This window comes from Flavobacterium limnophilum, assembly GCF_027111315.2.
Lineage (GTDB): Bacteria > Bacteroidota > Bacteroidia > Flavobacteriales > Flavobacteriaceae > Flavobacterium > Flavobacterium limnophilum.
On sequence record NZ_CP114289.2, the window covers coordinates 1,313,502 to 1,327,863 of the forward strand.

General features: G+C 37.4%; 14 protein-coding genes and 1 pseudogene. 13 read left to right on the top strand and 2 right to left on the bottom strand.

All coding sequences use genetic code 11. From position 1 onward, the window contains the following. Positions 1–34 precede the first annotated feature (34 nt). On the bottom strand, positions 35–487 hold the full coding sequence (locus OZP13_RS05350; protein ID WP_269242792.1) for an Lrp/AsnC family transcriptional regulator: 453 nt from the start codon (positions 485–487) through the stop codon (positions 35–37). Positions 488–636: 149 nt separating this feature from the next. Here OZP13_RS05350 and rocD point away from each other — a divergent pair, with 149 nt between their 5' ends. Together rocD and OZP13_RS05360 are read left to right on the top strand one after the other, a co-directional pair. Further along, entirely contained in the window at positions 637–1,887 is a 1,251-nt protein-coding gene (gene rocD / locus OZP13_RS05355; protein ID WP_269242793.1) for an ornithine--oxo-acid transaminase, read from the top strand. Between the two features lie 134 nt (positions 1,888–2,021). Next, positions 2,022–3,497 (top strand): AAA family ATPase, encoded by a 1,476-nt coding sequence (locus OZP13_RS05360; RefSeq protein ID WP_281298906.1) that lies wholly within the window; start codon positions 2,022–2,024, stop codon positions 3,495–3,497. Between the two features lie 108 nt (positions 3,498–3,605). Here OZP13_RS05360 and OZP13_RS05365 read toward each other — a convergent pair whose 3' ends face one another. Then, positions 3,606–4,304 (bottom strand): DUF1826 domain-containing protein, encoded by a 699-nt coding sequence (locus OZP13_RS05365; protein WP_281298907.1) that lies wholly within the window; start codon positions 4,302–4,304, stop codon positions 3,606–3,608. A gap of 308 nt (positions 4,305–4,612) precedes the next feature. Between OZP13_RS05365 and OZP13_RS05370 the strand changes: the two genes are divergently transcribed. The 11 genes and pseudogenes from OZP13_RS05370 to sucD all read left to right on the top strand — a co-directional run bounded on the left by OZP13_RS05370 (position 4,613) and on the right by sucD (position 14,265). Further along, positions 4,613–4,975, top strand: a complete 363-nt coding sequence (locus OZP13_RS05370; protein WP_269242796.1) for a hypothetical protein — start codon at positions 4,613–4,615, stop codon at positions 4,973–4,975. A gap of 149 nt (positions 4,976–5,124) precedes the next feature. Next, positions 5,125–5,331, top strand: a pseudogene (locus OZP13_RS05375) (VOC family protein); the annotation flags it as partial. Positions 5,332–5,751: 420 nt separating this feature from the next. Further along, entirely contained in the window at positions 5,752–6,378 is a 627-nt protein-coding gene (locus OZP13_RS05380; RefSeq protein WP_281298909.1) for a murein L,D-transpeptidase catalytic domain-containing protein, read from the top strand. A gap of 160 nt (positions 6,379–6,538) precedes the next feature. Next, the gene (locus OZP13_RS05385) at positions 6,539–7,768 is read left to right on the top strand and encodes an HD domain-containing protein (RefSeq protein ID WP_281298910.1); all 1,230 of its coding nucleotides are present in this window, start codon (positions 6,539–6,541) and stop codon (positions 7,766–7,768) included. A gap of 131 nt (positions 7,769–7,899) precedes the next feature. Beyond that, positions 7,900–8,946, top strand: coding sequence for a UDP-3-O-(3-hydroxymyristoyl)glucosamine N-acyltransferase (lpxD, locus tag OZP13_RS05390; RefSeq protein ID WP_281298911.1), 1,047 nt, complete (start codon positions 7,900–7,902; stop codon positions 8,944–8,946). Beyond that, the gene (locus tag OZP13_RS05395) at positions 8,939–10,327 is read left to right on the top strand and encodes a bifunctional UDP-3-O-[3-hydroxymyristoyl] N-acetylglucosamine deacetylase/3-hydroxyacyl-ACP dehydratase (protein ID WP_281299432.1); all 1,389 of its coding nucleotides are present in this window, start codon (positions 8,939–8,941) and stop codon (positions 10,325–10,327) included. The genes lpxD and OZP13_RS05395 overlap by 8 nt, the downstream gene beginning before the upstream one ends. 69 nt (positions 10,328–10,396) lie before the next feature. Further along, entirely contained in the window at positions 10,397–11,182 is a 786-nt protein-coding gene (lpxA, locus tag OZP13_RS05400; RefSeq protein WP_281298912.1) for an acyl-ACP--UDP-N-acetylglucosamine O-acyltransferase, read from the top strand. A gap of 137 nt (positions 11,183–11,319) precedes the next feature. After that, the gene (efp, locus tag OZP13_RS05405; protein WP_281298913.1) at positions 11,320–11,886 is read left to right on the top strand and encodes an elongation factor P; all 567 of its coding nucleotides are present in this window, start codon (positions 11,320–11,322) and stop codon (positions 11,884–11,886) included. 63 nt (positions 11,887–11,949) lie between these two features. Beyond that, positions 11,950–12,885 (top strand): UDP-3-O-(3-hydroxymyristoyl)glucosamine N-acyltransferase, encoded by a 936-nt coding sequence (locus tag OZP13_RS05410; RefSeq protein WP_269242801.1) that lies wholly within the window; start codon positions 11,950–11,952, stop codon positions 12,883–12,885. Between the two features lie 67 nt (positions 12,886–12,952). After that, a complete protein-coding gene (locus OZP13_RS05415) occupies positions 12,953–13,315 on the top strand; it encodes a nuclear transport factor 2 family protein (protein ID WP_269242802.1) in 363 nt (120 codons plus the stop codon). Between the two features lie 77 nt (positions 13,316–13,392). Further along, on the top strand, positions 13,393–14,265 hold the full coding sequence (gene sucD, locus OZP13_RS05420) for a succinate--CoA ligase subunit alpha (RefSeq protein ID WP_281298914.1): 873 nt from the start codon (positions 13,393–13,395) through the stop codon (positions 14,263–14,265). Positions 14,266–14,362: the final 97 nt, after the last annotated feature.

Genomic DNA, 14,362 nt, shown 5'->3' on the forward strand with positions numbered 1-14,362 from the left:
TCCAAATGTTCCAAAGTTTATGCTGCAACCTCGCTTACAGACTGACATTGCGTTTGAAGGCACAACCCAACTCCATTATCGAATCCGTTTTTGCAATCCCGGGAATGTTGTCGATTTTTTCATAAAGAATCTTCCGCATGTGCTCGTGATTTCGGGCAATGATTTTGATGTAAAGCGTGTATAAACCCGATATATAGTAGCATTCCGTGATTTCGGGTATTTTTTTCAACTCTTCGATAATTCTGGACGAATCCTGGTCTTTGTTTAGCGTAATTCCGGTGAAAGCTCCCCAATCATAACCAATTTTTTTCTCGTTCAGCACTGGTTTTATGCCAAGAAGTATGCCTTGTTCCATCAACCGATTCACGCGCTGATGCACCATCGTGTTCGAAATTTTCAAATTGGCGGCTATTGTCGAATAGGCCATTCGACCGTCTTTTTCCAATTCTTGGATAATAAAAACATCAAATTTGTCCAGTGTTTCCATAAGTTAAAAATTAAATTGACTTTTATTTCTACATAAAAATAAAATATGACTTATTTTATGCAAATGTAAGTCAAAATACAGTATTTATGATGGTTGAATAAAAAATAGGATTATTTTTGTGTTTGAATATTTTAAAAAATCAGCCCATTATGCAACAAATACAGTCAAGCCTTTCTCCAAAAGCGGATGAAATGATCGCCAAAGAAAACAAATATGGTGCCCATAATTACCATCCATTGCCCGTGGTTTTGAAAAGGGGAGAAGGCGTTTATGTTTGGGATTTGGAAGACAAGAAATATTTCGATTTCCTCTCGGCTTATTCTGCCGTGAACCAAGGGCATTGCCACCCGAAAATTGTGGGAGCGATGATCCAACAGGCGCAAACCTTGACGCTGACCTCGCGCGCTTTCTACAACGACCAATTGGGAAGTTACGAAGAATACGTGACCAACTATTTTGGTTTTGACAAAGTGTTGCCCATGAACACCGGTGCCGAAGCCGTGGAAACAGCCCTGAAATTATGCCGAAAATGGGCGTATGAAGTAAAAGGCATTCCCGAAAACCAAGCCCAAATCATTGTTTGCGAAAACAATTTCCACGGACGAACCACAACCATTATTTCGTTTTCCAATGACGAAACGGCTCGAAAAAGTTTTGGTCCTTTCACTACTGGATTCATCAAAATTCCGTACGACGATATCGAAGCCTTGGAAAATGCTTTAAAATCAACCCCAAATATTGCTGGTTTCTTGGTAGAACCCATTCAAGGCGAAGCGGGAGTTTACGTGCCTTCTGAAGGCTATTTGGCGAAAGCCAAGGCACTTTGCGAACAACACAACGTCTTGTTCATCGCCGACGAAGTCCAAACAGGAATTGCCCGTACTGGAAAATTATTGGCAGTACATCACGAAAACGTGCAACCCGACATCCTGATTTTGGGAAAAGCACTTTCGGGTGGTGTGTATCCTGTTTCGGCGGTTTTGGCCAATGATGCGATTATGAACGTCATCAAACCCGGACAACACGGATCTACTTTTGGCGGAAATCCGGTTGCCGCAGCCGTTGCCATCGCCGCTCTCGAAGTAATTAAAGACGAAAAACTGGCCGAAAATGCTGAACGTTTGGGAATCATTTTAAGAAAAGGATTGAACGAAATAGCCCAACGAAATTCCCTGATTACCTTGGTTCGTGGCAAAGGATTGTTGAACGCCATCGTCATTGATTGCGACGAAGAATCCGACTTGGCCTGGAACATCTGCCTAAAATTCAGCGAATACGGCTTGTTGGCCAAACCCACCCACGGCAACAAAATACGATTGGCTCCGCCATTGGTCATTACCGAAACACAAATTCAGGAATGTTTGGGTATTATTGAGAGAGCTTTGAATGATTTTAGGTGATTTAGTTTTTTGTAGGAATTATTTAATATATTTGTTTGTAAATGACAATACTATTGCGCCAATATACCCAAATAGGTTGAATACTAGGAAGGTTTGTTGCGCCAATATAATATTTCCAACCAATATCTTAAATTATGATTTTCACAAAATTAGAATTACAAAATTTTAGGCATATAGAAAATGAAACTATTGAACTTGGAAGCATAATGACTGCAATTGCAGGGCAAAATGGAACAGGAAAGTCTACAATTTTAGGTTGGATTGCACAATCTTGTGATTTTAAACTTGACAATAGGAATTTATTAAACTCAAGTTATAAATCGAAATTTTCAGAAATATTTAGATTCTGTCCTGAAAATGATTTTAACAAAAATTATGAAGTAACAATACATTACAAATACAAAACTGAAATTGGTCTAGAATTAGAGGGCACGACAAAAATGACAACTCGTTTACTTCAAGGAGATAAAAGATATCGAGTTGATTGGAATGGCAGAGGAAATGCAATTGATTTTCCTGTTTTATATTTAGGACTCAAAAGATTGATTCCTTTAGCAACTGAAAAAAGCGTTAATATAATAGATTCAAGTTTTGAAAAAGTAGATCAACTTCAATTTTCTAAACTAGCTAAAGAAATTTTGTTCTTAACAAGAGATAATATTAAACCTGAATCTGTAAAATCGACTAATAAGCAAATTGTAGCAATGAAGACTGAAAACTATGGTCATCTAGGAAATTCAGCTGGTCAAGACAATTTAGGTCAAATAATTTCTTCTCTACTTTCATTCAATAAATTAAAATCTGAACTTAAAGAAAATTATCATGGCGGACTGCTTTTAATTGATGAAATTGACGCAACATTATATGCTGGCTCACAGATAAAATTAGTCGAAAAACTTTTTAATCTTGCAAAGAATTTAAAAGTACAAATCATTTTTACAACGCATTCAATAGAAATCTTAGAATATTTGTCAAAAAAAGTAGGTAACGAATCTAAAATTAACTTTTTGAAATGGAGAAATAACTTGGTCATAAATGAGATTAATCCAAATGTTGAATCAATAAGGAATAACATTAAAGTCCAAGTGGGAGAAGTTGTAAAAGTTGAAAGAATTCAATTTATTTGTGAAGATATTGTAGCTGAAATGTGGTCAAAAAATCTAATTAATGGTACTGATTTGAAGGGAAAAATTGAAATTACTAAAGGACCACTTCCAGAGGGAACATTAGTGACAATGGCTACTTCAAAACATCCTAACTTTAAATCAATAAAATATATTTTAGATGGAGATTGCAAATCGAAATATCAAGCCAAAAAAATACCAAAGACAGCATTTTTACCAGGAGTATTTAAACCTGAACAAGTCTTTTACAATTTTGTAAACAGCCTCAACGATGATGATTCATTTTGGGATTTAGATAACAACTTTACTCATCAAACATGTTTTGGTAATTATTTTGCTGAAAAAAATTATAAAAAATGGTTTAATGATGAGACAAATCAGCGATTTTTTGGAAGAGCTTGTGGTAAATTATTTACTCGTTGGAAAAAGGGTAATATTGGTGAAGCTGAAAATTTTATAAAGCAATTAAACGAAATAACCAAATAAGTACTGTTGATACTCCCTCTGGTACTCGTCTTTGACGAATACCCACTTAAATTAGAATCCCAATTTCTCAATCCGGATCATTCCTCAAAAGGGGAACCAGTTTTTTTTTCAGCAAATCAACAACAAACGATATTCCCCATCCTTTTCTATTGGAGCCCTGTGAATACAAGGGAGCACCTGTTGTTTGGGATGATCCACCGCCAGGCGCCAAAGATGTCCCAATCCTAAATTAATGGGTGCTGCATCGGGTTGCGCCTGATAATGCAAATCAAAATAATTTTCTTTCAAAAAGTCTTCAAATTCCTCCGATGGGCCGTTATGTAGGCCTGCCAGTTTTTCTCGAATTTCAGGAATCAGGATTTTTTGTTCGGCCTGCCCATTGGAAATAATATCGCTTGCCGCTCCGTGATAGGTACATAAAAAAGTATCCGTGGCAATGGGCGAACGATCGACATGATACGAATAGACGTCAGTGGAGATGAAATCAAATTCATCGTCTCGTTCATAACATTTAAGCAAATTAAGAGACGGGGAAGCTCCGAAATCGGCCAATAATTGCATGTCATTCAAGATAATTTCCCGGGCTAAATTCCCTTTTTCTGATAGTTGGAGTGCCAATAAATCTTCAGGATAAACTTCCGTTATATTTTCTTTTAGTTGCAGTTGATTTACAATCGCTGCAAAATCGCCTTCCAAATTTCGGTACCAGCACAAGGCATTCATTTCTCCCTTGAAATCCGTATGTACAAGTTCAGGAAAAGTGGATACCGTTCCTATTTGGTTGCTGTCAGAAAATCTATTGCTCATAGTATATTGTCAAGAAAGGGGTTGCTTTAGGAACTGCAAAATTAGGGAATCGCACGGACTTACAGCATTTTTAGCGCCTTATACTTTAGTCTTTTACCGATACCTAAAATCTGCCTAGGCTGGAGCGAGTTTCTTGCCTGTGTCCAAAAAAATCAAGGAAATTATCTCCATACAATTGCGATAGTATACTAAAAGTTGTATATATTTGAAAAAGGATAAAACGAAACTTCACTAATCAATTTTTTTTGGTGTATATTATGAAGGTCTGTTTAGTCTATAAATGAGTAATTTAAAACTTGAGTGCTAAAATGAAAAAATTCAATATAATCTTAATTGTTGTTGTCGCAGTATTTGTTTGCGGTTTAGGATTGCGTGGAAAAGTTTCTGGAGAAAAATTTAATTCGGAGAAATGGAAAAATGCAAATTTAAACCTTGAAGAAAACATGACTATGCGCTGGGATATGATGAATAGTTTGAGAAATAATTATACGTTAATTGGAATGTCTAAAAGTGAGATTATTAATTTACTTGGAAAACCTGATGATAATTTTTCAACAGAAAAAGATTTTAGATATTATCTTGGATATAGTAAAACTGGAATAAATACTGGGTCTTTAACTGTGAAATTTGAAAACGGAATAGTAACGGGAATTGATGTGTGGCAAGGATAAACTACTCATAACAGCTACAACGGATTTGGGCAATTGGCTTAATGGGAAGTTGTTCTCTTTGACAGTTGATGCCATAACCTATAGCCAAAGCCATAAATAGTATATGAAAAGGCCTAGTGTAAATAGATTGCCATTTTTTGGAATTGGCACCTGATCCGCCACCAAGAGTTTCAAGACCAGAAGCAGCAGGACTCAGGCACCTTGCTTTTGAAGTGGATGATTTGGAAAAAGTCATGGCCCATCTGGAAAAATTCAAAATAGAGGCTGAACCCATTCGAATCGACGATTTTACCGAAAAACGATTTACGTTCATCGCAGATCCGGACAATTTGCCCATAGAATTCTATGAAAAATAAAAGGCAATCAATGCCTTTTATTTGAAAATAAGGGACTCCCACTCAAAGCCTACTCAAAGCCCACTCAAAGCCATAGATAGTATATGAAAAAGCCTGGTGCAAAATAATAATCAACAACAAAGAAAAAACGGCAAAAATTAATGGTAAAAATACCGAGATTGCCATTTTTTGGGATTGGCATCAACAAATGCGGAAAGTCGTCAAAGAAGGACACTAATTGCACTCAAACCAAGAAATTGTAAGATTGGCTTTATGTCAAAGTTAATTTTTATAAAAGACTTATTTACAACAGAATATAATTATTATTTTTGTCTTTATTTTGATACTATTCCATCCATTTTGGCGTTTATTATTTTAATTAAAATGGTATAAAAACGGTATAATTATTGCCTGAACAGCATGAATAAAATTACACATAAAATGAAAAAAACTATTTTCATCTTAATTCCGGTCGTGGTAATCCTGTTCTGTAGTTTCAACAATGAGTTGAAATTAACAGAAAAAAAAGCGCTTGAGAAAGTGACCGTTACCAATGCGACCGAACAAAGGCTTTTGGAACATGTTAAAACCATCAAGCAATTTGTTGGTGCTAATTCAAAATACAATAATGAATTTGCCTTTTTTGTCGATATGCGAGTGATGTCGGGTAAAAACAGGTTCATTGTTTACGACTTGAAAAAAGACTTGATAGTGGATCAAGGCTTGGTTGCTCACGGTATTGGCTCTGAAACAGGAAAAAAGGAAGAATTAAAATTCAGTAACACCAACAGCTCCTTTTGTACCTCGCTGGGAAAATATTCCATCGGGCAAGATTATTTTGGAAAATTTGGCAAAGCCTATAAATTATACGGATTAGACGCGACAAACAGCAATGCTTTTGCAAGAAGCATTGTCCTGCACAAATACGATCAAGTGCCTTATGAGGAGCAGGATAAAGCTATTGTCCATAGTTTGGGATGTCCGATGGTAAACGAAAAATATTACGGCAGAATAGAAAAAATAATAGACAATTCTAAAAAGAATATCATCTTGGATATTTATTATTAATCGAACACGGGTTAATAATTTGACTACTGCCAAAATAGCTTCTCTCCATTTGTAACCAATTAAATGTTTCTATTGCCAAAACCTTTTTATCCGGATTTGAAAAGGAAAATTTTCATTAAACCCTAATTTGCTATATATTTGTTACCCAAAACAAAATAGAGTGAGTGAAATCAACAAGCTAAAAATATTCAATGATCCCATTTATGGGTTTATTACCATTCCCAATGCCTTAATTTACGACTTAGTCCAACATCCTTATTTTCAAAGATTGCGACGCATTTCCCAAATGGGATTGTCGTATTTGGTCTATCCCGGTGCCAATCATACCCGTTTTCATCACGCCTTGGGTTGTATGCACATTATGCAGAAAGCCGTCGATGTGCTCCGTTTCAAAGGTGTTTCCATTTCGGAGGAAGAAGAAAACGCCTTGTACATAGCCATTTTGTTGCACGATATTGGCCACGGTCCTTTCTCGCACGCCATGGAAAGCAGTATTGTCGAAGACGTGCATCACGAAGCCATTTCGTTGTTGTTCATGAACCAGTTGAACAAGGAATTTCACGGTCAGTTGAGTTTGGCAATCCAGGTTTTTGAAGGCGATTACCACCGAAAATTCATGTTGCAACTCATTTCCAGCCAGCTCGACATGGATCGAATGGATTACCTCAAACGCGACAGTTTTTACTCGGGAGTGGCAGAAGGAAACGTCAATTCCGAAAGGTTGATCCAAATGATGAACGTGGTCGACGACGTTTTGGTCATAGAAGAAAAAGGCATTTATTCCGTAGAAAAATTCCTGATGTCCAGACGATTGATGTATTGGCAAGCCTATTTGCACAAAACCAGTTTGGTGGCCGAATTAATACTGACTAAAGTTCTCAAACGAGCCAAAGAATTGACCCAGAAAGGAATCATTTTGCCGTGTAGCGAGCCTTTGTTGTTCTTTATGCAAAACAAGATCACAATGGAAACTTTTGACAGCAAAAACTTGGACTTGTTTTCCCAATTGGATGATTTTGATATTATTAGCGCCTTGAAATCTTGGCAAAAACAAGATGATTTTATCTTGTCGTCCTTGAGCAAAATGATAATCAACCGCGATTTGTTGAAAATAAAACTAACCGAGGAAAAACCTTCATCGGAGGAATTGCACGCACTCAAAGAACGTTTTGCCTTGGAAAACAACATTACTTTGGCAGAAGCCAATTATTTTATCTTTAAAGGCAAAATCAAAAATCAAGCCTACAGCAAAGAGGCAGAACCCATACGAATTTTGAAAAAAGACAAAACAATTGAAGACGTTGTCGATGCCTCTGACCAATTGAATTTGAAGTCGTTATCTAAATCGGTGGTCAAATATTACATATGTTTTCCAAAACAACTTGTATAAAAACGAACATTTAAAATCTATTTTTTATATTTTTGTCGGGATGAAACGAGCCAGAACATTTTTTTTAAAAACAAGCAACACCTTTTATAGAGAGTTCCATCTTATTCCTATGAAAAATATAATCCAATAAGATGAAATTTACAGCAGAACAAATAGCGGGCGTTTTAGGAGGAGAAGTAGTTGGGAATCCAAAAGCCGAAGTGTACAAATTATCTAAAATAGAAGAAGGTTCCGAAGGTTCCATCAGTTTTTTGGCAAATCCAAAATACTTGCCATACATTTATACTACCAACGCGACAATAACCATAGTAAATACCACCTTTATTCCAGAAGGAGAATTAAAGACCACATTGATAAAAGTGGAAGATGCTTATTTGTCTTTTTCCAAATTATTGGAATTTTACGATCAGGCCAAAAAAGCCAACAAAACAGGAATCGAACAGCCTTCAGTCCTGCCGGAAAGTGTTAAATATGGTTCCAATTTATACTTGGGAAGCTTTTGCTACATTGGAGAAAATGTGGTTTTGGGCGAAAACGTGAAAATTTATCCCAATAGTTTCGTTGGCGACAATACCTTAATAGGGAATAATGTCACTATTTTTGCCGGCTCAAGAGTGTATTCGGATACCGTGATTGGCAACAATTGCACCATTCACTCTGGAGTTGTTATAGGTGCAGACGGTTTTGGCTTTGCGCCAAATGCAGACGGAACATTTTCCAAGATTCCCCAAATAGGAAATGTTATTATAGAAGACGACGTCGAAATTGGAGCAAACACAACAATTGACAGGGCCACAATGGGCTCGACCATCATTAGAAAAGGAGTGAAACTGGACAATCAAATCCAGATAGGACATAATGTGGAGATTGGCGAGAATACCGTAATTGCGGCCCAAACAGGAGTTGCCGGTTCCACAAAAATTGGCAGCAGCGGAATGATTGGCGGTCAAGTAGGGATTGTGGGACATTTGACGATTGGTAATAATGTTAAAATTCAAGCGCAATCAGGTGTTGCCCGTAATATAAAAGACGACGAAGTCTTGCAAGGAAGTCCAACATTTGGATACAATGATTTTAGTAAATCGTATGTTCATTTCAAGAATTTGCCAAAAATTGTCACAGAAATAGAAGAGTTAAAAAAAGAAATATTAAACCAAAAAAATGGAAACAATGGTTAAACAGAAGACCATCAATACAGAAATTTCACTAACTGGAGTTGGATTACACACGGGAAAAGAAGTTAAAATGACTTTCAAACCGGCACCAATCAACAATGGTTTTACCTTTGTTAGACTAGATCTAGAAGGACATCCCGTTGTTGAAGCAGATGCAAATTATGTGGTAAATACCCAAAGGGGAACCAACTTGGAAAAACTGGGTGTCAAAATTCAAACGCCGGAACACGTTTTGGCGGCATTGGTTGGTTGTGATTTAGACAATGTTATCATTGAATTGAATGCTTCCGAACTTCCTATTTTGGATGGTTCTTCCAAATACTTTGTAGATGCAATCGAAAAAGTGGGTGTTCTTGAACAAGAAGCAAAAAGAAAAGTATATGTGGTAAAAGAAGTTATTTCTTTTACAGACGAGGAAACAGGAAGCGAAATAATGGTGATGCCTAGCGAAAGTTACAGCGTGACGGCAATGGTGGATTTTGGCACTAAAGTGCTGGGAACCCAAAACGCCACGATGAAAAACATCGCCGAGTTCAAAACGGAAATAGCCCAATCCAGAACCTTCAGCTTTTTGCACGAGCTGGAATCGCTTTTAGATGATGGATTGATAAAAGGAGGTGATTTGAACAACGCCATCGTTTATGTGGACAAGGAAATCTCCGAAAAAACAATGAACAGCCTTAAAACTGCTTTTGGAAAAGACGAAATTACCGTTAAACCAAACGGCATCTTGGACAACCTAACTTTGCATTATCCAAACGAAGCGGCAAGACATAAATTGCTGGACGTGGTTGGAGATTTATCCTTGATTGGAACCAGAATACAAGGGAAAGTAATTGCCAACAAACCAGGTCATTTTGTAAACACGCAGTTCGCCAAAAAGATGGCCAAAATCATCAAGATCGAACAAAGAAATTATGTTCCCGTTTATGATTTGAACCAAGAACCTTTGATGGACATTCATAAAATCATGTCGGTTTTGCCACACAGACCTCCATTTTTGTTCATTGACCGAATCATCGAAATGTCCGACAGCCACATTGTGGGTCTGAAAAACGTTACCATGAACGAAGGATTCTTTGTAGGTCATTTTCCTGGAGCACCAGTAATGCCGGGGGTCATCATCGTGGAAGCCATGGCGCAAACTGGAGGAATATTGGTATTGAGCACCGTTCCAGACCCTGAAAATTATTTGACCTATTTTATGAAAATTGACAATGTCAAATTCAAGCATAAAGTTTTGCCTGGTGATACCTTGACTTTTAAATGTGATTTAATTACCCCAATCAGAAGAGGAATTTGTCATATGCAAGCCAATGCTTACGCCAATGGAAAACTCGTAGCGGAAGCTGAACTAATGGCCCAAATAGCTAAAAAACAATAATTTTATGTTGATTTGGTTAATCGTTAATTCGATTAACCGATTAAACAGTTAAACAGTTAAACTAAACACATGAATCAACCCTTAGCATATGTTCATCCGGGTGCAAAAATTGCAAAAAATGTTGTAATAGAACCTTTTACAACGATTCACAATAATGTTGTCATAGGTGACGGAACATGGATAGGTTCAAATGTAACCATAATGGAAGGTGCAAGAATTGGAAAAAATTGCAACATTTTTCCTGGAGCAGTAATTTCTGCCGTTCCACAAGATTTAAAGTTTGGTGGAGAAGATTCTCTGGCCATCATTGGAGACAATTGTACCATTCGCGAATGCGTAACCATCAACAGGGGTACAATCGCTTCAGGCCAAACATTAATAGGAAATAATTGTCTGATTATGGCTGCTGCCCATATCGCACACGATTGTCACGTGGGTGACAATGCCATTATTGTCAATGGAGTACTTTTGGGAGGACATGTAACCATCGGAAATTATGCCATTATTGGAGGATTGTCGGCAGTACACCAATTCATCAGCGTGGGTGATCATGCCATGATTTCGGGAGGTTCCTTGTTGAGAAAAGATGTTCCCCCTTTTACTAAAGCTGCCAAAGAGCCTTTGTCATTCGTCGGAATAAATTCCGTTGGATTAAGAAGAAGAGGATTTACTCCAGAAAAAATCAGGGAAATTCAAGACATCTACAGAATCCTGTATCAAAAAAATTACAATACCACTCAAGCCATCGGCATTATCGAAGCTGAGATGGAGGCTACTCCAGAACGTGACGAGATATTGGATTTCATCCGAAATTCATCAAGAGGAATCATGAAAGGCTATTCCGGAAATTCATAATTTCAATCCCAGCCTTCTCAAAAGGGGAGAGAGACTAAATAAAAATGTATTAAAAAAAAATAATTATCTATTAACAATATCACTCTTCGTCTCCCTCTCCTTTGGAGAGGGTCGGGGTGAGGAAAACAAACATTCAAATGGCATCAACATCAGACATCAAAAACGGATTGTGTATCAAATACAATAACGATATTTATAAAATCATCGAATTTCTTCACGTAAAACCGGGTAAAGGACCAGCTTTCGTTAGAACAAAACTGAAAAGTTTATCTAATGGTAAAGTTTTGGACAACACCTTTTCGGCAGGACACAAAATTGAAGAAGTGCGTGTGGAAAACCATAAATTCCAATTTTTGTATCCAGAAGGTGATGAATTTCATTTTATGAATGTAGAGTCTTTTGAACAAATATCATTAAACAAAAATGTATTGGATTCACCAGATTTATTGAAAGAAGGCGAAAGTGTAATGATTGCCATCAACACCGAAACTGATTTACCTCTTTCTGTAGAAATGCCGGCTTCCGTAGTTCTTGTAGTGACTTATGCAGAGCCAGGAGTTAAAGGAAATACCGCTACAAACGCAACAAAATCAGCCACGGTTGAAACAGGAGCAACCGTGAATGTACCGTTGTTTATCAACGAAGGTGACAAAATCAAGATTGATACAACTTCCGGAAATTATATGGAACGCGTAAAAGAATAGTTGGCAGTGTCCAGTATTCAGCTTGAAGTGAATACTGGACACTGGTTACTGAACACTAAATTTATGAAATTCCCCAAAATAAATACACTACAGGAAATTGCCGCAATTCTGGATTGCGAGTTTGTTGGCGATGCCAATTTTCCGGTTTCTGGAATGAACGAAATTCACGTGGTGGAATCCGGTGACATTGTTTTTGTAGATCATCCCAAATATTACGACAAAGCCTTGAACTCGGCGGCAACGACCATTTTGATAAACAAAAATGTGGAATGTCCAGCAGGAAAATCCTTGCTGATTTCGGATGACCCTTTTAGGGATTTCAATATTTTAACTAGACATTTCAAGCCTTTCCAATTTTCCAATGTTGCCATTTCGGCTTCCGCCAAAGTAGGGGAAGGAACCATAATCCAACCCAATTCTTTTATAGGAAACCACGTTGTCATTGGAAAAAATTGCCTCATTCATTCGAATGTTTCCATTTATGACCATACCATAATTGGTGACAACGTGATTATTCACGCAGGAACCATTCTTGGGGCTGACGCTTTTTATTATAAAAAACGAGCGGAAGGTTTCGACCAATTAGTTTCAGGAGGAAGAGTGGTCATCAAGGACAATGTTGGCATTGGCGCACTTTGCACCATTGACAAAGGAGTTACGGGCGATACAACCATTGGCGAAGGAACAAAATTGGACAATCAAGTGCATGTTGGACACGATACCGTAATTGGAAAAAAATGCTTGATTGCTTCACAAACCGGCATTGCAGGTTGCGTAATCATCGAAGACGAAGTTACTATTTGGGGACAAGTAGGAACCACAAGCGGGATAACCATTGGTAAAAAAGCAGTGATTCTGGGACAAACAGGAGTCACAAAATCGGTGGAAGGCGGCAAAACTTATTTTGGTACGCCAATAGAGGAATCTCGCGAAAAATTGAAGCAATTGGCGAATGTCAAAAAATTGCCGGGCATTCTAGAGCAGTTAAAGAGCTTGTAAAGACTTTCTAATCGTTCAACAATAAGTAAAACAGGTTATCAATAAGAATGAATTAATTTTTTCAAATATGAAACCAAAAGATATTGTTCTCGATTTTTACAAATCTGATGTTCTCTTGGACAAGAAAACAGTGAGTGAGTTGTTGCATCCAGAAGTCACGATCGACTGGAATAGCAGCGAAGGATTTATTCAAATGGATTATGAGGACATGATGTCACTTACAGACCAAATGGCAAGAGCTTATATTCGATCCAAAATTAGAATTAGCCACATTCTTCAAGAAGACAATCTGGTTTCTTTGCGTTTCTCCCACTTTGTAAAGACGATTGAAAACCCTAGGGAAGACATGCTTTTGGGTAATTTTTTCGTCATTTGGGAAATCAAGGACGAAAAATTGTTTAAAGGTTTTCAAATGAGTCATTTTTCTTGACCAAATTTTTGAAAAGTCATCTTCAAAACCTTACTTTTGCACGCACTATTATAATAAACCAAAAATAAAAATATATCATGAGCGTTTTAGTCAATAAAGATTCCAAAATTATTGTTCAAGGATTTACGGGTAGCGAAGGAACTTTCCACGCTTCTCAAATGATTGAATATGGAACAAATGTAGTAGGTGGAGTAACTCCAGGAAAAGGAGGAACAACCCATTTAGACCGTCCAGTTTTCAATACCGTTAAAGACGCCGTTGATCAGGCAGGTGCCGATACTACAATCATTTTTGTTCCGCCGGCTTTTGCTGCCGATGCCATTATGGAAGCTGCCGATGCAGGAATCAAGGTTATCATCGCCATCACCGAAGGAATTCCGGTTGCCGACATGATTAAAGCCAACAATTATATCAAAACTAGAAATTGTACCTTGATTGGGCCAAACTGTCCGGGTGTAATCACTCCAGGTGAAGCAAAAGTAGGTATTATGCCAGGTTTTGTCTTCAAAAAAGGAACAGTGGGAATTGTTTCAAAATCAGGAACTTTAACTTACGAAGCAGCTGACCAAGTGGTAAAACAAGGATTGGGAATTACAACTGCCATTGGAATTGGTGGAGATCCAATTATTGGAACAACTACAAAACAAGCGGTTGAATTGTTAATGAACGATCCAGAAACAGAATGTATCGTGATGATTGGAGAAATCGGAGGCCAATTGGAAGCGGATGCAGCCAAATGGATCAAAGCCGATGGAAATCGCAAACCGGTAGTTGGATTTATTGCAGGTGAAACTGCTCCAAAAGGAAGAACTATGGGTCACGCAGGTGCGATTGTTGGTGGAGCCGACGATACAGCCGAAGCCAAAAAACGCATTATGAGAGAATGTGGTATCCACGTTGTTGACTCTCCTGCCGAAATTGGAAAAAAAGTAAAAGAAGTATTGGGATAAAATTCCAGTATTTTTAAATTATAAGAAACAAAAAGTCTCAATATTGTGTTGAGACTTTTTTCTATTTTAAAGTTAATAAAAATAACACTTTGCGCCT